The organism is Fulvivirga sp. AWR4_260, from assembly GCF_056158185.1.
In genome coordinates this window covers 1,601,851-1,626,122 of the sequence record NZ_JBSWSU010000015.1, presented here as the reverse complement: position 1 = coordinate 1,626,122, position 24,272 = coordinate 1,601,851, and the positions used below count along the sequence as shown (strand labels likewise).

20 protein-coding genes are annotated in these 24,272 nt (G+C 36.3%); 2 read left to right on the top strand and 18 right to left on the bottom strand.

Translation table 11 applies throughout. From position 1 onward, the window contains the following. Nucleotides 1–41: 41 nt before the first annotated feature. Together ACXACQ_RS13445 and ACXACQ_RS13440 are read left to right on the top strand one after the other, a co-directional pair. Complete coding sequence (locus ACXACQ_RS13445) at nt 42–770, top strand: MlaE family ABC transporter permease (RefSeq protein WP_474976467.1); 729 nt, start codon at nt 42–44, stop codon at nt 768–770. A gap of 2 nt (nt 771–772) precedes the next feature. Next, nucleotides 773–1,522, top strand: coding sequence for an ABC transporter ATP-binding protein (locus ACXACQ_RS13440; RefSeq protein ID WP_474976466.1), 750 nt, complete (start codon nt 773–775; stop codon nt 1,520–1,522). Here the strand turns inward: ACXACQ_RS13440 and ACXACQ_RS13435 are convergent. The 18 genes from ACXACQ_RS13435 to ACXACQ_RS13350 form a co-directional block, all read right to left on the bottom strand. Further along, the gene (locus tag ACXACQ_RS13435; protein ID WP_474976465.1) at nt 1,519–4,953 is read right to left on the bottom strand and encodes a hypothetical protein; all 3,435 of its coding nucleotides are present in this window, start codon (nt 4,951–4,953) and stop codon (nt 1,519–1,521) included. The genes ACXACQ_RS13440 and ACXACQ_RS13435 overlap by 4 nt on opposite strands. After that, a complete protein-coding gene (locus ACXACQ_RS13430; protein WP_474976464.1) occupies nt 4,943–8,596 on the bottom strand; it encodes a sensor histidine kinase in 3,654 nt (1,217 codons plus the stop codon). The genes ACXACQ_RS13435 and ACXACQ_RS13430 overlap by 11 nt, the downstream gene beginning before the upstream one ends. Before the next feature lie 73 nt (nt 8,597–8,669). Further along, nucleotides 8,670–9,059, bottom strand: a complete 390-nt coding sequence (locus ACXACQ_RS13425) for a DUF983 domain-containing protein (protein WP_474976463.1) — start codon at nt 9,057–9,059, stop codon at nt 8,670–8,672. Beyond that, entirely contained in the window at nt 9,019–9,288 is a 270-nt protein-coding gene (locus ACXACQ_RS13420) for a hypothetical protein (protein ID WP_474976462.1), read from the bottom strand. The genes ACXACQ_RS13425 and ACXACQ_RS13420 overlap by 41 nt, the downstream gene beginning before the upstream one ends. A 40-nt stretch (nt 9,289–9,328) precedes the next feature. Continuing rightward, complete coding sequence (locus tag ACXACQ_RS13415; protein WP_474976461.1) at nt 9,329–9,853, bottom strand: DUF420 domain-containing protein; 525 nt, start codon at nt 9,851–9,853, stop codon at nt 9,329–9,331. After that, entirely contained in the window at nt 9,837–10,328 is a 492-nt protein-coding gene (locus ACXACQ_RS13410; protein ID WP_474976460.1) for a hypothetical protein, read from the bottom strand. Before ACXACQ_RS13410 ends, ACXACQ_RS13415 begins: the two co-directional genes overlap by 17 nt. 115 nt (nt 10,329–10,443) lie before the next feature. Next, entirely contained in the window at nt 10,444–10,776 is a 333-nt protein-coding gene (locus ACXACQ_RS13405; RefSeq protein ID WP_474976459.1) for a cytochrome C oxidase subunit IV family protein, read from the bottom strand. Between the two features lie 24 nt (nt 10,777–10,800). Then, on the bottom strand, nt 10,801–11,571 hold the full coding sequence (locus ACXACQ_RS13400) for a cytochrome c oxidase subunit 3 (RefSeq protein WP_474976458.1): 771 nt from the start codon (nt 11,569–11,571) through the stop codon (nt 10,801–10,803). Between the two features lie 17 nt (nt 11,572–11,588). After that, complete coding sequence (locus tag ACXACQ_RS13395; protein ID WP_474976457.1) at nt 11,589–12,182, bottom strand: cytochrome c oxidase subunit 3; 594 nt, start codon at nt 12,180–12,182, stop codon at nt 11,589–11,591. Between the two features lie 9 nt (nt 12,183–12,191). Next, a complete protein-coding gene (gene cyoE, locus ACXACQ_RS13390; protein WP_474976456.1) occupies nt 12,192–13,082 on the bottom strand; it encodes a heme o synthase in 891 nt (296 codons plus the stop codon). Then, a complete protein-coding gene (locus ACXACQ_RS13385) occupies nt 13,072–14,139 on the bottom strand; it encodes a COX15/CtaA family protein (protein WP_474976455.1) in 1,068 nt (355 codons plus the stop codon). The genes cyoE and ACXACQ_RS13385 overlap by 11 nt, the downstream gene beginning before the upstream one ends. After that, nucleotides 14,120–16,000, bottom strand: a complete 1,881-nt coding sequence (locus ACXACQ_RS13380; protein ID WP_474976454.1) for a cytochrome c oxidase subunit I — start codon at nt 15,998–16,000, stop codon at nt 14,120–14,122. Before ACXACQ_RS13380 ends, ACXACQ_RS13385 begins: the two co-directional genes overlap by 20 nt. Nucleotides 16,001–16,011: 11 nt before the next feature. Next, the gene (locus ACXACQ_RS13375) at nt 16,012–17,082 is read right to left on the bottom strand and encodes a cytochrome c oxidase subunit II (RefSeq protein WP_474976453.1); all 1,071 of its coding nucleotides are present in this window, start codon (nt 17,080–17,082) and stop codon (nt 16,012–16,014) included. A 42-nt stretch (nt 17,083–17,124) separates the two neighbouring features. Beyond that, entirely contained in the window at nt 17,125–18,501 is a 1,377-nt protein-coding gene (locus ACXACQ_RS13370) for a quinol:cytochrome C oxidoreductase (protein WP_474976452.1), read from the bottom strand. Between the two features lie 37 nt (nt 18,502–18,538). Further along, nucleotides 18,539–19,171 (bottom strand): c-type cytochrome, encoded by a 633-nt coding sequence (locus ACXACQ_RS13365; protein WP_474976451.1) that lies wholly within the window; start codon nt 19,169–19,171, stop codon nt 18,539–18,541. Nucleotides 19,172–19,187: 16 nt separating this feature from the next. Next, the gene (locus ACXACQ_RS13360; protein ID WP_474976450.1) at nt 19,188–19,715 is read right to left on the bottom strand and encodes a DUF3341 domain-containing protein; all 528 of its coding nucleotides are present in this window, start codon (nt 19,713–19,715) and stop codon (nt 19,188–19,190) included. Continuing rightward, on the bottom strand, nt 19,716–21,083 hold the full coding sequence (gene nrfD / locus ACXACQ_RS13355; protein ID WP_474976449.1) for an NrfD/PsrC family molybdoenzyme membrane anchor subunit: 1,368 nt from the start codon (nt 21,081–21,083) through the stop codon (nt 19,716–19,718). Nucleotides 21,084–21,144: 61 nt separating this feature from the next. Continuing rightward, on the bottom strand, nt 21,145–24,246 hold the full coding sequence (locus ACXACQ_RS13350; RefSeq protein ID WP_474976448.1) for a TAT-variant-translocated molybdopterin oxidoreductase: 3,102 nt from the start codon (nt 24,244–24,246) through the stop codon (nt 21,145–21,147). Between the last annotated feature and the right edge of the window lie 26 nt (nt 24,247–24,272).

Genomic DNA, 24,272 nt, shown 5'->3' with positions numbered 1-24,272 from the left:
TAAAGATTTAACCCTAGGTTAGCGATAATATATCAGAATTAATGGAAACACTCGGCAGGTATTTTATATTTCTCGGTTCACTTTTTTCGAAAATGGAATCCTTCAAAACTTATTTTAAGTTGATCATGGAGGAATGTATATCTATAGGAATCAACTCAGTTTTTCTGGTTTCTTTAGTGGCATTTTTTATGGGGGCCGTTACTACTATTCAAACTGCCTATAATTTAATTAATCCGCTTATTCCTGACTATGTTATATCTCTAGTAGTGCGCGACATGACCATATTGGAATTAGCCCCAACTATTATAGGTGTAATTTATGCAGGTAAGGTAGGATCTAGCATGGCCAGTGGACTTGGAACAATGCGCATTTCAGAGCAGATTGATGCCTTAGAAGTAATGGGAATCAATAGTTCGTCTTATCTAGTGTTACCAAAAATAGTAGCATCAATGCTAATGTACCCCATGCTGGTAATAGTAGCGGGTCTTTTAGCCATGGTTGGTGGGTACTTAGCCGGTATTTTATCACATGTAATTACAGCCACTGACTATATTTACGGCATTAGGTTTGATTTTAATGAATACACGGTAACCTTTGCCTTGATAAAGTCTTTTGTATTTGCATTTTTGGTTGCTTCTATATCTTCATTCAAAGGTTACTTCACCACAGGTGGCGCTGTGGAAGTAGGGCAAGCCAGTACTTCAGCGGTTACACAAAGCGTAATTGCCATTTTACTTGCCGATTATCTACTAGCTCAATTACTACTTTAATTATGATTAAGATAGAGAACATAAAGAAATCCTTTAAAGACAAAGAGATTCTTAAAGGCATAAGCGGAGTATTTGAAAGAGGTAAACCTAACCTTATTATTGGTGCTAGTGGTACAGGTAAAAGTGTACTTTTAAAATGCTTGGTTGGTCTAGTACAGCCAGATGAAGGTCATATTTTTTATGATGACAATGAATTTACCAATGCTAGCAGAAATGTAAAAACTGAAATAAGAAGGCAAATCGGCATGTTATTTCAGGGTGGCGCTCTATTTGATTCTAAAACTGTAGAGCAAAATGTAATGTTTCCACTCGATGTGCTTACAACTATGCCTAAAGGAGAAAAAATTGACCGTGTTAATTTCTGCTTAGAAAGAGTAGGCTTAGAAGGACAAAATAATAAAATGCCTTCTGAGATAAGTGGTGGTATGCAAAAACGTGTAGGTATTGCAAGAGCCATTGTTAATAATTCTAGTTTCCTATTTTGTGACGAACCTAACTCTGGCTTAGATCCTCAAACATCGATTCTGATCGATGACTTAATCATGGAAATTACAGAAGAGTATGACATCACTACTGTAGTGGTGACTCATGACATGAACTCGGTACTGGGAATAGGAGAAAAAATCATGTTCTTATACAAAGGCCTAAAGCTCTGGGAAGGAAACAAAAACGAAATTATGTATAGTGGAGTGAAGGAGTTTGACGACTTTGTATTTGCCAACAAGGTAATGCGTAAGCTAAAACAAAACTAAAACAAGGCACTTACCTGAACCCTGCCTACATGAACTATGTCTGAATCTTCTGACTTTCTACCGTTATAACTAATATTTAACTGCAACCCCGAGGCTATTTTTTGTTGCCAAAATAAACCCCAGGTCACATTCTGGCCTGGCCTTAACGCCTCTAATATATCATAGCCCAAGGCACTGTTTTCTTCACCATTGAAATCAATATCTACCCAGCGCATTTGTAAATTAAAGGAGTTGGTTACTGCTTTATTAAACTTAACATCTAAAGACAGTTCATTAAACTTTGCATACTGCCTATTTTCGTTAACTTGGCTATTGTATTTATCCTGATACTGATATTTACCCGTTATACGAAAGCTACCACTTGGCTGCCAAGACAACTCAGGACTTAAAGTATAATAATCAATGAGGTAGTTCCTGTCTTCTAGGTAATCAGAAGTCACTTCTTTATCTCCATGAGTTCCTCCTAACCTCAAACTATATTGCCTAGACAAATTAACTCTGAAATTATATGAATACTCCGTATTGTCACGAGCTTCAAAGCCATTAATTAATAATTGCTTTTGCCTTAAATTATAAAACCCGAAATCAGCCCCGTATTTCAAATTTGACCTATTAAAAAAAATGGTTGACTTAACGGAGCTCTTCTGTGCCAAAAGCTCATCATTATTCACATCTTTAAGAAACCCAACAACCCTTGTACTCAAATCATCGTCAGTGGTTTTCACATTGGCCGACCATGAAGAAACATTAGACAACTTGCCCAATACTTTTTTAATACCCTTAGCATCTCTCCATTTCCGAGGCATCTCCATAGTAACTCTATAGGTCAGTAAGTTCTGAAAAGCAGTTACATATTCATTAGTAGGAGTAAATATCTTCGCATAGTTTCTTTCATCTACATTTATTGCTTCAAAAAACTCTCCCAAATCTTGAACTCCATCTTCATTTAAATCACGCCAAGTGTGAGTTCCTTGCCCTGAGGCTACTTTAATAAAAATAAACTCGCGCTTCAATTCTCTGCTATTAGAAATGGCGTAAGTCAAATCAGAGGTAATGTGTCTATTCAACAGTTGATTGCTAAGATTTAATCTACCAGAAATAGTTTCATCCAATTTCCCTGTTTGCTTATACTCCAAGGTTCTGTACACAAACATTAAATCCAAGTTGTGATTATCCCAACCTCTTCCTACATTCAATTTACTCGTATTTGAATATGTATAAGGTTCAATTTTGCCTTCCAACGGCATCTTATCTTCTCTAAAAGCATGTTCTAAATTCAATTGCCATTGGGTTGAATCTCCATTTTTAATGTAAAATGCGTGCTCATCATAATACATAGCGCTATTCACTACAGAATCAGCATCATTAGCACTAATTTGATTATGATCACTTGTAAATCTATACCCCGGAACGATATAAGGAGTTTGAAAAGACACATCAGTAGAAAAACGCTGCCAATTCACCTTTACAGAATCCTGATTATTTTTAAGGTTAAAAGCGGCTGTTCTCAGTCTAATTTTCCCTAATGATTGATTTGCAAATGCTTTTTGTTGCCAACCATCAACAGCACTCCCCCTACTTCTATATGAAATATCATATCCAAATGATTGATTATAGGATTTTTCAAACTTAACTCCAGTAGCAATAATCAAATCATTTTGCTTTGACAGTGTTAATGACGGGTCTAAGCCCCAATCACGATCAAATTCTATATACCTAATCCTATCTATCGGATTAAAATACTTATCATCAAATTCAAAACTAGAGAAATATTCAAACTTATAATTCTTCAAAGGCTTCAAGGCTCTCCCCTTACTGCTGAAAGTAGTTCGAATGGCTTTACCCGCATCATCATTGCTATCATACGTTGAAAACAAATTCATATCATAAGTTGAAGAAGCCATCTCTACGCTAATGTTCTCATATTCATTAATGCCATAATCAGCTCCTATGTTGATCATTTGTTTCTTGTTAGGCGGGGGCACCTGAATAACCGGCTCGTAAGTTCCTTGAGGCACGCCTGCTACAGGCTCCACCCATTGGTAAACCTTTCCATTTGCCGTAGTGGTAGCTTGTATGTAATTTCCATTCCCTATACCCACATTAGAGAAGGTAAGTTGATAAAAAGCTTCCGTAGCATCAGTGCTGTATTCGTAATAGGTATAAACTTGCCCTTCAATATTAGGCGAATTACGTAGTGCATATAAAATCCTTTCATTACTAAATTCTACGCTGTCAACCCCTGGTATTACTGCCTTGTTGGGGTCATCTCCTGCTTCACTTAATAAAACCTTATCGTCTACACTCAAATCAACCAAAAGCGGACGATTTCTATTATCTTTCTCACTGTATGCATTAACAAACAATTTTAACTTACCTGTTTTCTGATAATGACTAGCAGTTAGTATTGATCGACTATAATTCTGGTCTGAGTATTCATAATCAACACGAATACGCGAAAATTCCGTAATCAACACATTATTGGTGAAGGTAATTTCACCACTATTATAATCTATTATATAGTCATAGTTATAACCTCTCTCCAGTTGGGTACCATCGAGAAAAACCTTCTCTGAATTGGCCAATACTATCACATAACTTTGTCCAGGAGGTCCGGGTATCTGGTATGGCCCCAGCACACCATCTATTGGCTCAATCACCACCGTAGAGAACTTGCCTTTAGCTACAGAAATGCCTACTCTATTTGATATTTCTGTATCTCCTATTTTATAATCAACTTGAGCTATGCCACCCTGCACGTTTTTATAATATTTCAAAAAGTATGAAGGCTCACTTTTTAGTACTATATCACCACCAGTGATAGAAAAGTTATCATTATAAAGCTGAATAAAAACATTATCAAAATCTTGTAGCTGTTGAGTGTTACCTTCCGGCTGAAAGGGCACATTTTGATCAGTAATTGCGGCTCTTATAAAAAGGTCGTCTGTAAGTTTACCATCAAGGTTAAGGTTAAGAGTAGAGTTAACAAATACATCCTGATTATTTCCGAAAGAAATACCTCTACTAATACTACCGCTCTTATTTAAACCTTCTGTTTCAAAAAGCTGTTCTCTTCCTAAAAGTGACTCCTGCTCTGTGGACACAGGATCTTTAAAATACGCACCGCTATCATATACACTTAAATCCCTATGATAGTGTTTTTGAGAAAGACTAAAGGGCAACACCGAGTAGCAAATTAATGCTGAGTCACTCTGCGACTCAACTTTCACCAGACCAGAGTTATAATCATACTCATGCTCAACTGCTGAGGCACTACCCGAAATGATAAGAGAGCCCGGCACAGGAGACAATGAATCTAAAAGTACAGGGGTATTCGTTTTAATCCATTTACAGCGCTTAGTTACATCTTGCCCATAAGCAGAGAATCCTAAAAAAATGAGTAGTGTAATAACATACGCCTTAAACCTCATGGTTAACGATAGGTAATTCAATATAAAATGTAGTGCCTACACCCATTTCGGTTTCAAACCAGATTTTACCACCGGCATGTTCTATTCCATGTTTAGCTACAGCCAAACCTATTCCTGAACCGGTCTCTTTTGTAGTAAAATTGGGCATAAAAATTTTATTATGAATGGAGGAATCAATGCCCACACCGTCATCAGCTACAAACAACATTAATTTAAATTCGCTTAATTCTCTTAACTCAATCCTAATAGTCAAAAGTTCACCTTTAGAGGCTTGAATAGCGTTTAATATCAAGTTAGTTAATATTCTGCTCATCAAAGGTGCATCTCCTCTTGTATACAGTTCCTCCTCAGGAAGTGCCAACTGAATATCAGCCCCCTCAGCATTAGTCAGTAAATTAACGGTATTAGCAATGACCTCATTTACCTGATAAACCTCATTTTCAGGAATAGGAAGTTTAGCAAAAGAGCTAAACGATGAAGCAATATCATTTAAAGTATCTACCTGTGCCAGCAAGCTGTTGACAGGCTTATCAAAACCATCTTGCAAATGCTCCTTGGTCAAGCGCCTACTCAAATGCTGTAGCGTTAACTTCATGGGGGTTAAAGGGTTTTTTATTTCATGGGCCACTTGCTGCGCTATGGACCTCCATGCAGACTCCTTTTCACTTCTTGCCAGTGCCTTTTTACTTTCTTCCAGATTAACCAACATACGGTTATACTCCCTCACCATCAGGCCAATTTCATCATCAGCCTTCCATGTTAAAGGCTTATTAAACCCTGTAAGGGTAGTTTTCTTTAGCCTTTGGGTAATCAACACCAAAGGAAAGGTCAACCACTTGGAAACAAAATAAGATACCAACAAAAATATTATAAATATCATACTAAAGATATTCATCACATTGGTCAATACCTCAACCTGATTCTGTTCTAAAGCATACTCTGATTGAAAAAATGGAATGCTCAATATTCCGATTAACTGTCCCGTTTCTGATGATTTTATACCATAAAATGTAGTATTATAATTTAATTCTCCCACTACTTCTCTTTCTACAAAAGCATTCTCCCCCTCTTCCTTAATTTTAGAATATGCAATGGGATGTATATAATCAGATAATAAATCATTTTCGTAGATAAGCGGCTGACTACTCGCTAATAATTTCCCTTTTATACTGAATAGGTTAACATCTACACCAGCAAATTTAGAAGCGGCAGAAAGACTTTGACGTAATTGATCTTTATTTCCTGAGGCTCTGTTTTTTACGTATTCGTACAAGTCACCACTCAAATTATTACTAATACTTTCTGCCTTGTGATAATACTCTTCATTTACTTCCTTTTTAAAAGAAGAATTAATTAAACTGAGAGTGGTAATACTTACCGCAAAAAGAGGCAAGAAAAAAGCCATGTTTAAATACAGCTGTATTCTAGTAGAATAATTTAGCGTTATCTTCTTAATCAGGTAATAAATAGAATAACTTCCGGTTAAAACTAGCAGTATAAAAACCTGAATGAGAAAGAAAAAAGAAAAGTTTGAAACAATATATCGTAAGGGATAGCTGTAGTTACTAATCACCACCACCCTGCCTTGATTATCCTGAACAGCAATATGCTTATAATGATTATATAAAACTCCATCATTATAAAGCTCATTATTCTTTAGTAAACCGTTATCAAAATCAAGATTATAATTAAAACTACCCGCATGATACCGTACCTCTCCATTGATGAATACGGCATAGCTATAGTTAGCATTTTGATACGGAAATAAATACCTGTTATCGACTAAAAGCTCCGGGTATACATTATCAGGAATAACTCGTTTTAAATTCAAGTCTAAAATAATATAACCTACCAATACACCTCGTTTTTTAATCTCTAAAAAGTCGATGTACCGTTTAGAAGCATTAAGCCCTAGCTTATTGATAAAATAGATTCCTTTATAATTAGTTTGATAATCTTCACTAATAAATTCTTCTATTTTACCTGGTGTATCTTGCTGCACATCTTCTTCAAACAATTCTCCATTGGCATTATACAGATAGATGTCAATGTTATATTTGTCAAAATAGCTATTTAAATAAACTTGCTTAATTTTCGACCTTACTACGTCCTTATTCAAAAATGGGCTCGAAATCCTACTTTGAATAAATACATCAGCTTGCACACTATTATTTAATTCACTCAATAAAAATTCGGCCAAAGCATCATTTTCTATCAAAAACTGATTTGCAAACTTGACCTTCCTTTCATTTTCTCTTTCACTTTCAAAGCTATAAATAGCCCATGATGTAATTAGAGAGCTGCCTAATAAAACAAAAAACACATAAAGGAAACTCTTATACTTAAGCTGCCCCAGCGCATGGTGCAATTTGGTGATAGAAACCACTAAATAAAGGACAGCCACAACTATGATCACCACGGCAAATCGTTGTTGTATAATAATGTTTACGAGAGCAAAAGCCAAAGCTCCAACAGCAAATGAGATATATGAGAGATATACATTGCCTAAAAGAAACCTGATAATGCGACCACCTATGTGAAAACTTAGAAAGCAAGCTGCAGAACATAATATGACTATAATAATTGCAAAAACACGGTTAACATCAAAAATGATACTATTTTCGATGTCTAAACTCAATTGCGAATTATGGTAAACCGTTTGTATAACTACTAACAGTAACAAAAAAACCGTTAATACTAAGCCAAATATCAATCCCGAAATAAAGATCCTTCTTCGTAAATTGAATCGATATATTTTTTTGAGGACTTTAAGTTTGCTGTAAAAACAAAACAAATACACTATGAACACAAAAATACAGCATACGTTTATGCACAAGTCACCCAACGACTGGTTCAACACTGAAGAGGCAAAATATTTAGAATTGAATAATGTTACCTCCATAATAGATTGAGGTATGCCACTAAATAATATCCCCAACCTTAAAACCACTAGGCTTACCACCAGAAATAAGAAGGCATATTCGGTCCCCTTTTTTTGTAACTTCAGTGTGGTAATAACAATAGGCACGAGTAATAAGAGTACCCCTACAGCATAAATAAGGACAACAATTACATTCCAAACATCATAATCAACATAGTAATTTGGTCCAAACTCAATATTAAATACACACCCCAGATCTTCTACACAAACAGGAGTTCCTTTCTTTTCATCTAAGTCAAAAATGGTAAGGTCATTATTGGTAAAAACCTCATCGTTAAAACCAGAATGCACGTAGTTATTATCTACTTTATAATTACTCCTTAAAGGCACAAGCCCTATAATTTCGTAAGAAGAATTTCGAATATGCCATCGTCTACTTAGGAAGTCCTTCCTTAAAGTCCTTATAAGTTTTACTGTATAATCTCCTTTAACAGTTCTGTATTCTGGTACATACTCGTTATTGGACCAATAGAGTAATTCGCCATTTTTATAAAGGTAAAATAAGCTTTTAGAAGAAGGAATAGAAGAAAATTGAAAAACCTGATTGGTTTCTACATTCTCTAATAAAGGGACTACTGCCTGCTGCAGGCGGTCTAACTGTTCTGACAACCCCTGCTCTACAGACTTTATATATCGTTTTGATACCCGTTTTTCGGTATGAACATTATAATGAATAGCTATTGCTACTACAATGAGTAACAATGAAAAAAAATATAAAAGGTATAAGCGTTTATGATGCAATATGAATGAATTATTTAGATCACACTAAATATAATCATTTAGAATTATTATCATAATCAGGATCGTAACCTACACCCCCAAAGCCATAAAGGAAAAGTATTCTTGAATACCTAAACAGCACGGGTAATAAAGCCATTACCGTGAATGTAGTGGTGAGAATATAGGTAAGTAGGCCAAAATCACCCAAAACACTAAGCGCAACTCCTACTGTTACAAATATGGCCACAGAAAAGGCATAGCTTACGTACATAGCTCCAAAGAAAAATCCTGGCTCACGCTCATAATGCAACCCACACTTAGGGCAATCTTCATGCATATCAGCAAAGTGTTTTACATTAAAAGCCGCATGTTTAAACATATTACCTTCTCTACATCGAGGGCATTTACCATGCAACATGGCGCTTATACTGCTCTTTTTTTGCATCAGCTTTACTTCGTTTGTACCATAAATATGCCACCGTACCTATCAATATGTAAGGAGCTACAAATAAATATAAAATGCCAAAATTAAGCCCTGCGCCTATTCCTACATCTCCATTACTTACATTATTTTCTACAGTGGCTCTACACATGGCACACTGTGCATAAGATGAACCAATGGAGAATATCATTAGTAGACCTATGCTGTATATTAATTTTATAAGCTTACTCATCATAAAATATTAACGTGAATAATGAATCTAACGTTCTTAATTAGACATAATAAGGACTAATCATAATATAAACTACCACTCCGGTAATCGCTACATAAAGCCAAATAGGAAAGGTAATTCTTGCCAACTTTCTGTGTCTATCAAAACGCTCGGCTAATGCTCTTACAAAAGTAAAAAGTACTAATGGGATTACTGCAATAGACAGCACAATATGTGTCACTAATATGAAATAATAAATATATTTGATGGTTCCTTCCCCGCCAAATGCCGTAGAATCACTAGTCATATGATATAACACGTACATCACCAAAAATGCTGCTGACAACCCAATACAGAGCTTCATTAATCCATTGTGTAAGCTCACATTATTTCTTCTAATAGCAACAAAACCAGCCATTAACAAAATAGCTGTTACGCCATTTACACCAGCATAAATAGGAGGCAAAAACGACAAATCAACACCTTCTATTCTAACTTTAAATAGCACTGCCACCGCCACAGGTATTACTATAGATAGCGTAACTATTAACTTTTTGTATTTGACCTCTTTATTTATTGTCTCCATTCTCTATAAGAATTTTTAATTCAACAATCATTCTATCTTGTTCATCCAAATCTCGGTCATAATACCCCCTAATTTGTCCATGTGTATCAATTAAGATAAATTTCCTACTTGCAGGCGATAGGTATTTGCAGGTAAGTAAGTTTCTATACTCTTGATCACTTACTTTAACAAAATCTCCAAGAACCTCAGACTTTACTGCCACACGACTATAAATTATTAATTCAGGAACAGCTCCTTCAAAGGTATCTTCAAACCTCAGCCATTCATTTTCTAACTCGTGCACCTGATCATTAGTGTTACTATAAAAATAGACTAAAGTAGCCTTCTTAACACCTTCTACTTTATAAGGAAATTTCAGGTCAGTACAGCGCTTGGTTATGGACTGATCGGCATCAGTGTAATAGACAGGGATATCAAACTTATTAGAACCGAATAATTTTAAAAAAATAAAAATCGCTACTGGTATTACCAGCATTATAACTAAAAAACTAAATTGTATGATTCTATTCTTCATCTCCTAAGTGCAGATACAAAATAAGGCTAGAGTTCACACACTAGCCTTATATATTTGAATATATTTTTTCTAAGCTTTAATAACGCACATCAAATATAGCCATACCTTCATATAAGAATGCAATAAGCATCCAAACGATAAAGACTAATGGCACCAATATAGACCACATTAAAACCTTAGTTTCATATTTTAAGTGCATGAATTCTCCAACTATATACACGGCCTTAACTATAGTCATGGCCACGAAAATAGTTATTCTAAGCATTTCCATTTCTAATGGAACAGTAAACGCTATTAAGAACTCTAAAGCTGTGATAACAGCAAGGATGAGAGCCGTCATCCATATCTTCTTCACTTTTGCCTTATCTACAGGCTGAACCTGCACATGCGTTGTTTCTTCAGTATGCATTATAATTAATTTTTAAAGTCTAACTTAAACAAGGTAAAAGAAGGTAAATACAAATACCCAAACAAGATCCACAAAGTGCCAGTATAAACCGGTTTTTTCAACCATTTCATAATGACCTCTTCTGTCATATACTCCTCTTACAGTGTTATAATAGATAAGGAAGTTTAAAACAACCCCACTGAATACGTGCGTTCCGTGAAATCCTGTAATAAAGAAGAAGAATGCAGAGAAATCAGAAGGACCATATTGGTTAACTGACAAATTAGCTCCAAAAATCGTCTTTTCTACCCAGCTTCCATTCTCTAAAAACTTCATTACAGTACCACTTTCAGTACCAATTATATAGTGAGACCACTCCCAAGCCTGACAACCTAAGAAAACTAAACCTCCTATGATTGTCCAAAGCATCCATTTCTCTACATCTTTACGGTCCATTCTATGGCCTGCCTCTACAGCCAATACCATAGTTACACTACTCATAATAAGTATAAATGTCATTATACCTACGAATACCAAAGGTAAATCTACACCATGTAAAAATGGTACAGCGTTAAATACCTTTTCCGGCACAGGCCAGTATTCCTTAGAAAATGTAAACGCATCCATAGGACCTTCGTACGCCTTATGAGCAGAGCGAACAAGTCCGTAGGTAATTAATAAAGCAGAAAACGTAAATGCATCGGAAAGCAAGAAAAACCACATCATTAGTTTTCCATAACTTGCCTTTAACGGTGACTGACCACCATCCCAAATATTTCCTTTTGGGCTATCAATCGTCTGTGCGGTAGTTGACATAATGACTTTTTAAATCTCTAATTATGATTCAATAATAAAAATATAAACAAATAAATCCACAATGCATCTAAAAAATGCCAGTAGGTAGAGCACATCTGAATTCTGGTTAAATTCTTGGAATGCACTTTATACTTAAAGGTGGAAACTAATAATACAATTAGTACAATAATGGCACTGACTAAGTGCACTGCGTGTAAAAATGTAAGCACTATCAAAAAAGATACTGATACATCATTAGACACAAAATATAAACCTTGATCACTGAGCTCCTTCCAGCTATACACCTGGCCGGCAGTAAACAAAAGGCCTAGAACAGCAGTAATTACCACCGCTATTTTAACAATACTTAAATTATCCTTTTTAGCAGCCAAGTATGCCCAGTGCATGCTAATACTGCTTAAAAATATAATACCTGTAGTAACCCATAAGGCACTTGGCAACTCAAACATAGTCCAATTACCCTCGGCCTGACGAACAATATACGCACTAGTAAGTGATATAAAGATCATCGTTACTGTTATTAAAAATAACCACAAAGCAAACTTTTGAGGATGCATCCCCAAAGGCTTCTTGGCACTTTCTACTATCTTAATATTCGCTGTTGTATCCATGTCCCCTCCTTATACTTTATCTAACAAATAAGCTATTTGAACTATTGGCAAATATAAAAACGATCCGAACATTATTCTTAATGCCGACTTCCTATTACCGTGTCTCATCAAAGAAAATGTTTGCGATAAAAATAATACCCCAGAGATGGTTACCACTATTGCAGAATCAATTCCTGTAATTCCGAATTTAGCTGGTAATAATCCCAATGGTATTAAAAACAATGTATATATCATTATCTGCACCGCAGTGTTAAGATCTTTTTTGCCGCCACTAGGTAATAATTTAAATCCCGCTTTTTTGTAATCTTCATCCGCTACCCATGCAATAGCCCAAAAATGAGGGAATTGCCATATAAACTGAATACCAAAGATAATCAATGCTTCGTAAGTGATACTGCCAGTAGCCGCTGTCCAACCTAATAATGGAGGCAAAGCACCAGGAATAGCTCCTACAAATACCGCTATAGGTCCCACTCTTTTTAATGGAGTGTACACAAAGCTATAGAGTATCATTGATAATACAGAAAGCCATACGGTCAACCCATTGGCATATAATGACAAAATACCTAAACCAGTTAAACCTATGAATGCCGAAAATATAATGGCTTCGTTAACTGATACTTTATTGGTAGGCAAAGGACGATTCATTGTTCTGGACATTAACTTATCCAGGTCCTTTTCAATAATTTGGTTTATCGTAATTGAAGCTCCAGAAATTAAAAATCCCCCAAAACATAACATTAACAGGTCGATCCAATTAACGGCCGACTTTGCACCTAAAATATAACCAAACCCGCAAGAAAATGCCACTAAGAACGAGAGTCTCATCTTCAATAACTCAACATAACATCTCAGCTTCTCTGTTATCAAGGCGATTTTATAAGCGTTATTAACTATCATATTGTAATTTATCCGTATTGTTAGATCTAATTTTTAAGAACAGTAAAAACTGTATACCGAAAATTAGAGTTCCCAATAATAAATGTATCGGTTGTACAAATGCTGGTATACCTAAATATGCCATGGTTACACCCGAAACAATAGCTATGAAGACTACACTAAATAGTCCATAACTTAATTTTGACAATGCAGCATTTTTACGTAATTGTATAAAAAGTAAAACATGCAAAATCAACACTACCCAACTAAAAGATCTATGTATGATAAAATCGACACCTAAATTTTCTATCCAAAGATTACGCTCTTTGTAATCAAAAGAAGATGCCACTACATCAACATTTTCTCTTACCTGAGTTCCTAATATTATTTGTACTAAGCTCAAAATAAGGCACATAATCAAAACAAATTCGATAATGCCTTTACCACGGCTGATGTTTAAACCTTCATTAGAGGTCTTATTAACAATATATGCCAGCAATGCTACTATTACGATAGCCAACAGCATATGAAATGTAATAGTCCATGGTACCAAATTAGTAGAAACTACTATTGAGCCCGTCCAAGCTTGAAACACTACCAATATTAACGATGACAAAGCACAAACAAATATTGGTGGGTCCGTTTTCCAAAATTTCAAAGAAACAATAAAAGTAGCAAGTATTAAAAAACCTATAGTCACTCCTACTAATCTGTTTACATATTCTGTCCAGGTTCTGTATTTATTAAAATCTGATTCATGAAGAATAGATGCATCATCAAGTATTTTTTGGGCAGATTCATCGAATCCTATAGCAGAAAGATACTTGGCAAACTTAATATTCTTCTTCGCCCTTTTGGCAGAATAGATTTCTTTATAGTCTGAGGGTAATTCAGAGGCATCTGTTGGAGGTATATAATTACCAAAACATTTAGGCCAATCTGGGCATCCCATTCCTGAACCCGAACTACGAACTATCCCTCCTACGAGGATCAGAACGTATATTGCTATTAAAGTAGCCAGACTGACCTTTTTGATCAGTCTGTACCTACTTTTTATATTAATGTCCTTTGTTGTCATCAACAACCACTTTCACATCATTATCCTTTTCTAACTTAATCATGTCATTTTCATGAGGTAAGTTAGATTCAGGAGTCATAGAAAATGGAATATGCTGAGGGATAAAATCCTCTGGAGCACCTGGCTTACTATAATCATAAGGCCAACGATAAACTTGAGGTATTGCTCCTGGCCAGTTACCATGTCCTGGTACTACAGGAGTAGTCCATTCAAGTGTATTGGCTTGCCATGGGTTCGCTGATGCTTTTCTTCCTTTAAACATGCTGTAGAAGAAGTTGAATACAAATACCAACTGAGATGTAAATGTTAGAATAGCAGCTATACTAACAAACATATTCAAATCAGTAAATGCGTTCAATGTATCAAAGTTAGTGAAAGAATAATACCTTCTAGGATAACCAGCGATACCGATATAGTGCATTGGGAAGAATACCATGTAAACACCTACAAATGTTAACCAGAAGTGGATATAACCTAATCTGTTATCCATCATTCTACCAAACATTTTAGGGAACCAGTGATAAACACCACATATCATACCGAAGAAAGATGCACTACCCATTACTAAGTGGAAGTGAGCCACAACGAAATACGTATCATGTAACTGAATATCAATAGCAGAGTTTCCTAAGAAAATACCTGTTAAACCACCAGAGATAAAGAATGAAACAAGACCAATGGCAAATAACATGGCAGGAGTAAATCGAATATTACCTCTCCACAATGTAGTTAAGTAGTTAAACACCTTAACCGCAGAAGGAACAGCAATAATCAATGTTAATAGCATAAATACTGATCCTAAGAAAGGATTCATACCTGAAACGAACATATGGTGAGCCCATACTACGAAAGATAATATTGCAATGAAGAGTATAGATCCTACCATCGCCTTATATCCAAATATTGGTTTTCTAGAATTCGTAGCAATTACTTCGGAAGTAATACCTAAAGCAGGTAATAATACGATATACACTTCAGGGTGTCCTAAGAACCAGAACAAGTGCTGGAATAAAACAGGGCTACCACCTTGGTTAGGTAATGCTTCACCATTAATGTATATATCAGACAAGAAGAAACTTGTTCCGAAACTTCTATCGAAAATTAATAATAAAGCTGCTGCAAATAATACTGGGAATGATAATAAACCAATTACCGCTGTAATGAACAACGCCCATATTGTTAATGGCAATCTAGAAAATGACATGCCATTTGTTCTCAAGTTAATTACCGTAGCAATGTAATTAATACCTCCTAGTAAACTAGAGACAATAAATAATGCCATGGCTACCAACCACATTGTCATACCTAAACCTGAACCGTTAACAGCCTGAGGCAATGCACTTAATGGAGGGTAAATAACCCAACCACCTGATGCTGGTCCTGTTTCGATAAACAATGAAGCAAACATTACCACACTAGACAAAAAGAAGAACCAGTATGATAACATATTCATAAAACCAGAGGCCATATCACGGGCTCCAATTTGTAATGGTATTAAAAAGTTAGAGAAGGTTCCTGAAAGACCAGCAGTCAATACAAAAAATACCATAATAGTACCGTGCATTGTAACTAAGGCCAAATAAAACTCAGGGTCTATTTTACCTTCTGGAGTAATCCATTCACCCAAAATAGGTTTTAGCCAACCTAGTTCAGCATCAGGAAAACCCAATTGTAATCTAAATATGATAGATAATGAACCACCAATCAAAGCCCAGAAAATACCTGTAAGCAGGTATTGCTTGGCAATCATTTTATGGTCCATACTGAATATGTACGTGGTCAGGAAATTACCATGATGCTCCTCATGGTCATGACCTCCATGATGTGTTTCTTCTGTAATATGTAAATCAGCAGTTGCCATAATATTTTAACTTATAATGAAGCTTCAATTTCTGTATTTTCTTCCTTTTCTTCTATTCCAGCTTTAATCTTAGCTAGCTCTCTTTTATCCTCAGGTACTTTTTCCAAGTAATCCTCATTTAAGCTTAACCAAGTAGGCTGCTCAGCCTTCCAAGCTTCATAAGCCTCAGGCTCATCTACCACTACTTTAAGCTTCATAGAAAAGTGACCTCTACCACATATCTCAGTACATGTAATAAAGTAATCAAATTCAGGATCTCCCAATTCAGTCCTCATATCTTCAGTACTTTTAGTTGGAGTAAACTTAAACCTAGTAGGCATACCAGGTACAGCATCCATTTTAACTCTGAAGTGAGGCATAAATACACTATGAATAACGTCTCTTGCTCTGATTTTCAATAATACTTCTTTCCCTTTAGGGATGTGAAGTTCTAATGGCATAAAATCATCATAAGAATTTTCGTCAGTTAAATCAATACCAAACTGATTACTGGCATCAATTAATCTATAATCATAATCACCTAACTTGCCATCTTTTAAACCCGGGTATCTTACACCCCAGGCAAACTGATAACCCATTACTTCTACTACCTCAGCATCATCTGAAGCCTTCGCTGTAATATTATTCCAAGCTTTTAAACCCGTTAATACTAACGCAGCCAAAACAACTGCAGGAACAACTGTCCACGCAATTTCAAGCTTGGTGTTATCTGGGTAAAACTTACCTCTTGCTCCTTCTTTATACTGATACTTGTAACTGAAAACGAACAATAAAACGTTAGTTAACACAAACACAATACCTGTAGCTGCCATGGTAATCCAGAAAGCGAAATCTACCGACTTTCCGTGTTCTGATGCTATTGGTAAAGTATAGTCATCAAAATATGTGAATGAATACCAAAAGAACAGACCAAAAGCAAAGAAACAGAAAAGTAACAATAAGCCGGCATTTACCTTATTACTAGCTCCTACTACCTTCTTATCCGTGCCTTTTACTACATTGACCAGTGTTCCTATTCTGAATAATACTAATAGGATGACCAAAAGAAGAACGACACCTATAGCAATAATTACGTTGAACATATCCCTATATATTAATCTTAAATTTTATACTCTCTAAATTAGTTATATATGATGATGCAAACTCTCCTCTAACATAGGATGGTTCTTTGCAAACAACGGTGCTTTAGTTAAGCTACTTAACGTTACAAATAAGAACGCAACACCAAATATTAAGAACATACCTATTTCAATGAAACCAACACCACCATCAGTTTTCATTACACCAGGAGTGATCATTAAGTAGAAATCAAACCAGTGACCTACCACTATAATAGGACATACCAATCTAAGAATAGACATATGTCTTTTCGCATCTCTTGTCATTAAAAGGAAGAATGGTAGTATAAAGTTCAATATCAAATTAGTGAAAAATACCCAAGAGTAATTATGCGAATCTAAACGTTGAATGAAGTAAACTGCTTCTTCAGGAATGTTAGCATAGTAAATCAATAAGAATTGAGAGAACCAAATGTAAGTCCAGAAAATACTAAACCCAAATATGAATTTACCAATGTCGTGTAAGTGGTTAGCATTAATGATAGAAAGATATCCATTTTGCTTTAACAATACAGTGATCAAAGCTATCACAGATAACCCTGTAACCCACCAGCTAGCAAACACATACCAACCGAACATGGTACTATACCAGTGTGGATCCACTGACATTACCCAGTCCCAAGCCGCTATAGAAGATGATACAGCGAATATTACTAAAAATACTGCAGAATAATATCTTGCCTTATTCCAGTGTTTAACACCACCGTTAATATCTTCTTCAAGCATCTCCTTTTTAATATACTTAAAGAACATGAACCATAGTCCAAAGAACAAAATCATTCTTACTAGGTAGAAGATAGGAAAAGTACCTCCCGCTAACGGCCAGTACCATAAACCTGCTTTACCTTTAATAATTTCATCACCGTGCTCTCCGTAAAGATCTGCATGCGTCCAGTGGAAAACATCAGACTTAACCAAGAACCAAGAAATTACCATTAAAACACCGGCAATTGGTAACCAATGTGCCATAGCTAATGATACTCTCTTAAATCCTACAGACCAACCAGCCTGAGCCGCATATTGTATTGCCACAAAGAACAATCCAATTATACCGAGCCCTGCAAAGTATACATTATTGATCCATAAGTTAGTCCATATTTTTCTAATCCATACTGGTGATTCGTGATGCTCGCCACCAGCGTGAGCTTCGTGCTCACCAGCTTCAGCTCCATGCTCTGCATGTGCCGACCCTGTATGCTCATCATCAGCATTGGCCAATAAGCTGGTATTATTTGTATCGATCATTGCATGCTCGTCACCATGTCCGTGACCACCTCCCATATTAGCGATAGCGCCAATAATAAGAAGAACTACGCCTACAATTCCGACTATCATTAAAGTCTTTCTCGCTCCAGAGGTAAAGGAAAATCTTTCTTCAGTCATTTCAATTTGCATTTTATGCCTTAAGCATTTAAACTAATTACTTTTGAAGGGTTTTAACAAACTTAGCTATTTTCCATCTTTCTTCAGGGCTAAGCTGAGAAGCATGTGCTCCCATTCTTCCTTTACCCCAAGTAATCACGTGAAAAATATGTCCTTCAGTTATATCTTGGTAAGCGGCACCTGTTAGGTTAGCCACACCAGCAAACTTCTCTGCTACTAAACCATCACCTTTTCCGGCTCCGCCATGACAGTGTTCACAAAATCTATTGAATAACTGGTGACCATCTTCTAATACCTCTTTTGTATCCGCTAATGGATTCTTTAAAGTCCTAGATGCGTACTCTAAACTGTCTTTAGGAATACGGTATGGTAAAAAACCATTCTTATTTCTAGCTACTGTATGTGCCGGTGGTACCCTCATAGTCATTCCATTTGGGTTCAATGGGTTTGAATTGTAATATTCACCATGACCATCCTCTACAGCATCCAGTGCTTCTGCCATTGTACCAGCATCCTTATCCACTATCTGCGATAATGGTTCATAAGGAGTAGAATGATACATATTCGGAGCATATTCAAATCCTTGGTCATCGCCTCCAGCCGCACACGACACTAAAGAAGCGCCCAATGCCAAACCAAAAGCAAATTTTATATGTCTATATATATTCATGCTATAATTGATATTCCTATTTTACTTCTTTATAATTAACCTCAGCAGCACCTGTATCCGCTATTATGGATTTGATATCATCCTGACTAAGCTTGTTGCTGGCCAAATCTATTGCCATTACATGCTTATCATCAGTAATTCTAATATCTAATAAGTTAGCCTTGCCATATGGTTTCAAGTTACTAATGATCATAAAAGTACCTACCATACCTAAAGCTGATAAAAGTACTGTTAACTCAAATGTAACAGGAATGAATGGAGGTAAAGAAACAAAGTTCTTACCACCTATAATCATTGGCCAGTCATAACCTAACATCCAAAATTGCATTGTTAATGCCAAAGAAGTTCCTAATAGGCCAAACATGAATGCTACTCTTGGTAACCTTGTTCTTTCATAGCCTAATACTTCATCTAACCCGTGAACAGGAAAAGGTGAATATACTTCCTTTATTTTGACTCCGCTCTCTCGAACCTTCTTAACGGCACTTAAGAGAACATCTTCATCATCATAAATTCCTAATACAAAGTTTTTATTGCTCTCCATTTATTTATTCCTTTTTAAAGATGATGACTTGATAATACTCTTCACTTCGGCCATGTTGATTACAGGGAAGAACTTACAGAAAAGTAAGAAAAGAGTAAAGAACAAACCAAAAGTAAACAAATATACCCCTACGTCATAAATCGTAGGATAGAACATTGCCCAGCTAGAAGGCAAGAAGTCTCTGTGTAATGATGTAACGATAATTACAAAACGCTCGAACCACATACCAATGTTTACTACAATTGATAAGATGAATGTAGCTGCGATGTTTGTTCTTAATCTCTTGAACCAGAATAACTGTGGAGATATTACGTTACATGTCATCATCGTAGCATATGCCCACCAATAAGGACCAAATGCACGGTTAATAAATGCATACTGTTCAGCTTCAACACCTGAATACCATGCGATGAAGAACTCAGTAATATAAGCTATACCTACAATCGAACCTGTTACGATAATGATGATGTTCATCATTTCTATATGGTTGATCGTTATATAATCTTCTAATTTGAAAGCCCTTCTTACTACTAGCATTAATGTTAATACCATGGCGAACCCTGAGAAAATCGCACCTGCCACGAAGTATGGAGGGAAGATTGTAGTGTGCCATCCAGGTATTACTGAAGTAGCAAAGTCCATAGATACAATAGTGTGTACAGAAAGTACTAATGGAGTTGCTAAACCTGCTAATATTAAAGATACAGCTTCGTAACGCATCCAAGTTTTAGCGGCTCCATCCCAGCCCATACTTAATGCTCCGTAAGCCATTTTAGAAATCTTATTAGTAGCTCTGTCTCTAATAGAGGCAAAGTCAGGAATAAGACCAATATACCAGAATACTAATGAAACAGTGAAGTAAGTACTTACTGCAAAAACGTCCCATAGTAGTGGTGAGTTAAAGTTTACCCATAACGAACCAAATGCGTTAGGTAATGGTAGTGCCCAGTAAAATCCTAACCATAGACGTCCCATGTGCAAACCAGGGAAACATGCCGCACAGATAACCGCAAAAATAGTCATCGCCTCAGCAGCTCGGTTAATAGACATTCTCCATTTCTGTCTGAATAATAAAAGGATTGCAGAAATAAGTGTTCCTGCGTGACCGATACCTACCCACCATACGAAGTTGGTGATATCCCAGGCCCATCCTACTGTTTTATTTAATCCCCAGACACCTATACCTTCCCATAATAACATGAATACAGCATAAGCACCGACACAAAGTGTGGCCAATGATATGGCCATACCAAGCATCCATGATGTAGTTGGTTTCCCTTCTACTTGTCTGCAGATATCTTCCGTAACATCGTGAACGGTTTTTCCACCGGTTACTAATGGTTCGCGAACGGATGAAGTAACTTGCATATTCTCTTCGTTAAAATTATTTATCAGTTATAGTCCCCTGTTGCCAGTTAACTTTAATTTATTAAGCTGTTGTTTTATCTCCTAAATCCTTATTTCTGATCTTAGTCAAATAAGTAACATTAGGTCTTACACCTAGCTCTTCCAATACATGGTATGCTCTAGGGTTATGAATTTCACTTTCAGTGATGTAATTCTCTTCCTTCTGCTTAATCTTCAATAACTTAAAGATTCTGCTATTCTCATCTTTCATATCACCAAACACGATAGCACCTGCTGTACAAGAGCTTGAACATGCAGTTTCTATTTCACCGTCAACAGGTCTTCTTCCTTCTTTCTTCGCTTCAAGTTTTCCATATTGTATTCTTTGAACACACATAGAACACTTCTCCATTACACCTCTTGACCTTACAGTTACGTCAGGGTTCAATACCATTTTACCTAAATCAGAGTTCATAGCACTGTTAACTCCTTCGAAGTTAGCATTGTCATGATACTTGAACCAGTTGAATCTTCTTACTTTATAAGGACAGTTGTTAGCACAATATCTTGTACCAATACATCTGTTATAAGTCATCTGGTTAAGACCTTCTGTACTATGCGAAGTAGCAGCTACTGGACATACAGTCTCACAAGGAGCATTGTTACAGTGCTGACACATCATTGGTTGGAAAGTAACTTCAGGGTTAGCTGCTGCTTTTTCCAATCCTTCTAAATCATTAGGAGCTGCATCACTGCTGTAGTATCTATCGATACGTAACCAGTGCATATCTCTTCTGTTAATTACTTCTTGACGACCTACTACCGGTACGTTGTTTTCTGAGTGACATGATACCACACATGCACTACAACCTGTACAAGTATTTAAGTCTATAGCAAGTCCCCAATGGTGGTTGTTATACTCATGACCTTTCCATAAGCTTAATGCTCCAGATGCCACCTTACCATTTTCTGACTGCCATGTAGACACCTCTGGGTGATAACGACCAGCGCTATTATCTTTTTGGTATTCTGAAAGTACTGTTTCTTGTATCACATTCTCACGTCCCATATAAGTTTGGTGAGTTTGTGTTTGAGCTACTTGGTAAGTCTCTGATAATACTTCTACAGCTACACCGCCTAATACATTATAGAAGGCTGTTCCGTTTAAAGTACCCACATAAGGGAAGGCATCAGTACCTACTCCATTAGCCACTTTTCCTGCACTTGTTCTTCCGTATCCTATTGCTAAACCTACAGAACCATCGGCCTGTCCAGGTTGAATTAAGATAGGTAGAGTAACAGACTTACCATTTACAGTAAGCTTGGCCATACTTGTTTTACCCTCAAATGATTCAACACCATTTTCTGATGCCCATTTTTGAGAAACAGTAAGGTAATTATCCCAAGTAGTTTTGGTTACAGGATCAGGAAGTTCTTGTAACCAAGGGTTATTAGCCTGATCTCCATGACCTAAACCTACTTTTTGGTAAAGAGCCAATTCTAAACCAGAGGCTTTATAATTTTTGTTGATAGCACTTATAGCTCCACTAACATTACCAGCAAATGATACTGCAGCAGCTGTAGCCACTACATCACCTTCTTCTGTGGTAGTTGTTTTGGCTGTTTCATAAATGCCTTCATATAATACTTCGTCAAAATCACTAACTCCTTTAGCTGCCCAAGCCTTAGTTAAGTAAGTGTAGTAATCTTCAATTTCTACACCTGCCCATGTTAATAAGCTTTCTTGTACTTGCCTTGTCTTGAAAATAGGAGTTATTGACGGTTGGATAAAGCTGAATGTTCCTGCTTTAGGTTCAGCATCACTCCATGACTCTAAGAAATGATGGTCAGGAGCAACAAAATCAACTTCTTTTGCCGTTTCATCAGGTCTTTCTGATGTAGATATTTTTAAGGATATCTTAGATAAGCCTGCTTTTAAATCTTCAGCACCATAGTAGTTATAAAGTGGGTTACAGTTATAGAAAATAACCGCTCCTACTCTACCAGCTTTAGCATCAGATACAAACTTTTGCATTTTTGTATCGTCACCTTTCTTATAATAGGTAGCCGTTGCTGCATCTATAGTAGTTCCGTAGCTTCCTAGTAAGTTATTGATTGCATTTACTACAACCTGAACTGCAGGATCATTAGAACCAGAAACTACTAATGATTTACCTTGTGCTTTCTTTAAATCTTTAGCCGCTTTATTAATTCCTTCATTAGAAGATTTTTTATTTCCTAATGCCTGATATAGCTCAGCCACTAATTTAGCCTCTTCAGAAGGTTTTACAGGGAATCTGTAATCAGCGTTAGCCCCAGTTAATGAAAGGTTAGCCTCAAACTGGTAATGTCTAGACATAGTGTTTTTTCCTTCACCAACTTGTCTACTCTTACTGTACTGATGAGTAAACTCTACTGGGTTAACCCAAGTACCTAAGAAGTCAGCTCCGAAACTTACAATAACATCGGCTTTGCTAAAATCATAAGAAGGAATCATTCTCTGTCCGAAAGATTCCTCATTAGCTTTTAATATACCATCATAAGAAACAGGATCGTAAGTCACATGTTCCGTAGTAGGGTATTTAGCTTTAAATTCTTCTATTACATCTAGCGTAGTAGGGCTTAATATAGTATTACTTACTATTTTAATTTGACCTCCCTTAGCAGCTACGCTACTTAATTTTGCTATTACTTCTTTATCAAGGTCTTCCCACTTACCGTTCTTTCCATTTACCTTAGGACCTCTTAATCTCTCATTATCATAAAGTGTTAACACTGAAGCTTGCACTTGAGCGCTAGTACCACCTTTAGAGATTTTAGAAGACTTGTTACCTTCTATTTTAATAGGCCTACCCTCACGAGTTTTTACTACAATGCTGCAGTAATCTCCTCCGTTAACGTATGTTGATGCATAATAATTAGGAACACCAGGATCCACATCAACAGGCTTATTAACATAAGGAATGGCCTTTCTGATAGGAGCCTCACATGCTGCTAACGAAACAGCTGCAACGCCAAAACCCATCATTTTAAGGAAGTCTCTTCTGCTACTTCCTCCACCCTCTTCACTATTTTTATTTATTGGAAGGAATTCAGGAAATTCGCTATTTGCGTTTTTTACGAAATCAGGATCATTCGATAATTGCTCAATACCTTTCCAGTACGTCTTTTTATTATCACTCATAATCTATCTATGGATGGAATCTTATC

Bases quoted from the DNA above. Each gene is read 5' to 3' on its own strand.
- ACXACQ_RS13420 (WP_474976462.1), bottom strand. From the start codon at position 9,288: ATGAGTAAGCTTATAAAATTAATATACAGCATAGGTCTACTAATGATA.
- ACXACQ_RS13395 (WP_474976457.1), bottom strand. From the start codon at position 12,182: ATGGATACAACAGCGAATATTAAGATAGTAGAAAGTGCCAAGAAGCCT.
- ACXACQ_RS13350 (WP_474976448.1), bottom strand. From the start codon at position 24,246: ATGAGTGATAATAAAAAGACGTACTGGAAAGGTATTGAGCAATTATCG.
- ACXACQ_RS13410 (WP_474976460.1), bottom strand. From the start codon at position 10,328: ATGCTGGTAATACCAGTAGCGATTTTTATTTTTTTAAAATTATTCGGT.
- ACXACQ_RS13360 (WP_474976450.1), bottom strand. From the start codon at position 19,715: ATGGAGAGCAATAAAAACTTTGTATTAGGAATTTATGATGATGAAGAT.
- ACXACQ_RS13380 (WP_474976454.1), bottom strand. From the start codon at position 16,000: ATGGCAACTGCTGATTTACATATTACAGAAGAAACACATCATGGAGGT.
- ACXACQ_RS13440 (WP_474976466.1), top strand. From the start codon at position 773: ATGATTAAGATAGAGAACATAAAGAAATCCTTTAAAGACAAAGAGATT.
- nrfD (WP_474976449.1), bottom strand. From the start codon at position 21,083: ATGCAAGTTACTTCATCCGTTCGCGAACCATTAGTAACCGGTGGAAAA.
- cyoE (WP_474976456.1), bottom strand. From the start codon at position 13,082: ATGATAGTTAATAACGCTTATAAAATCGCCTTGATAACAGAGAAGCTG.
- ACXACQ_RS13375 (WP_474976453.1), bottom strand. From the start codon at position 17,082: ATGTTCAACGTAATTATTGCTATAGGTGTCGTTCTTCTTTTGGTCATC.
- ACXACQ_RS13405 (WP_474976459.1), bottom strand. From the start codon at position 10,776: ATGCATACTGAAGAAACAACGCATGTGCAGGTTCAGCCTGTAGATAAG.
- ACXACQ_RS13370 (WP_474976452.1), bottom strand. From the start codon at position 18,501: ATGACTGAAGAAAGATTTTCCTTTACCTCTGGAGCGAGAAAGACTTTA.
- ACXACQ_RS13415 (WP_474976461.1), bottom strand. From the start codon at position 9,853: ATGGAGACAATAAATAAAGAGGTCAAATACAAAAAGTTAATAGTTACG.
- ACXACQ_RS13385 (WP_474976455.1), bottom strand. From the start codon at position 14,139: ATGACAACAAAGGACATTAATATAAAAAGTAGGTACAGACTGATCAAA.
- ACXACQ_RS13400 (WP_474976458.1), bottom strand. From the start codon at position 11,571: ATGTCAACTACCGCACAGACGATTGATAGCCCAAAAGGAAATATTTGG.
- ACXACQ_RS13365 (WP_474976451.1), bottom strand. From the start codon at position 19,171: ATGAATATATATAGACATATAAAATTTGCTTTTGGTTTGGCATTGGGC.
- ACXACQ_RS13445 (WP_474976467.1), top strand. From the start codon at position 42: ATGGAAACACTCGGCAGGTATTTTATATTTCTCGGTTCACTTTTTTCG.
- ACXACQ_RS13425 (WP_474976463.1), bottom strand. From the start codon at position 9,059: ATGCAAAAAAAGAGCAGTATAAGCGCCATGTTGCATGGTAAATGCCCT.
- ACXACQ_RS13435 (WP_474976465.1), bottom strand. From the start codon at position 4,953: ATGAGGTTTAAGGCGTATGTTATTACACTACTCATTTTTTTAGGATTC.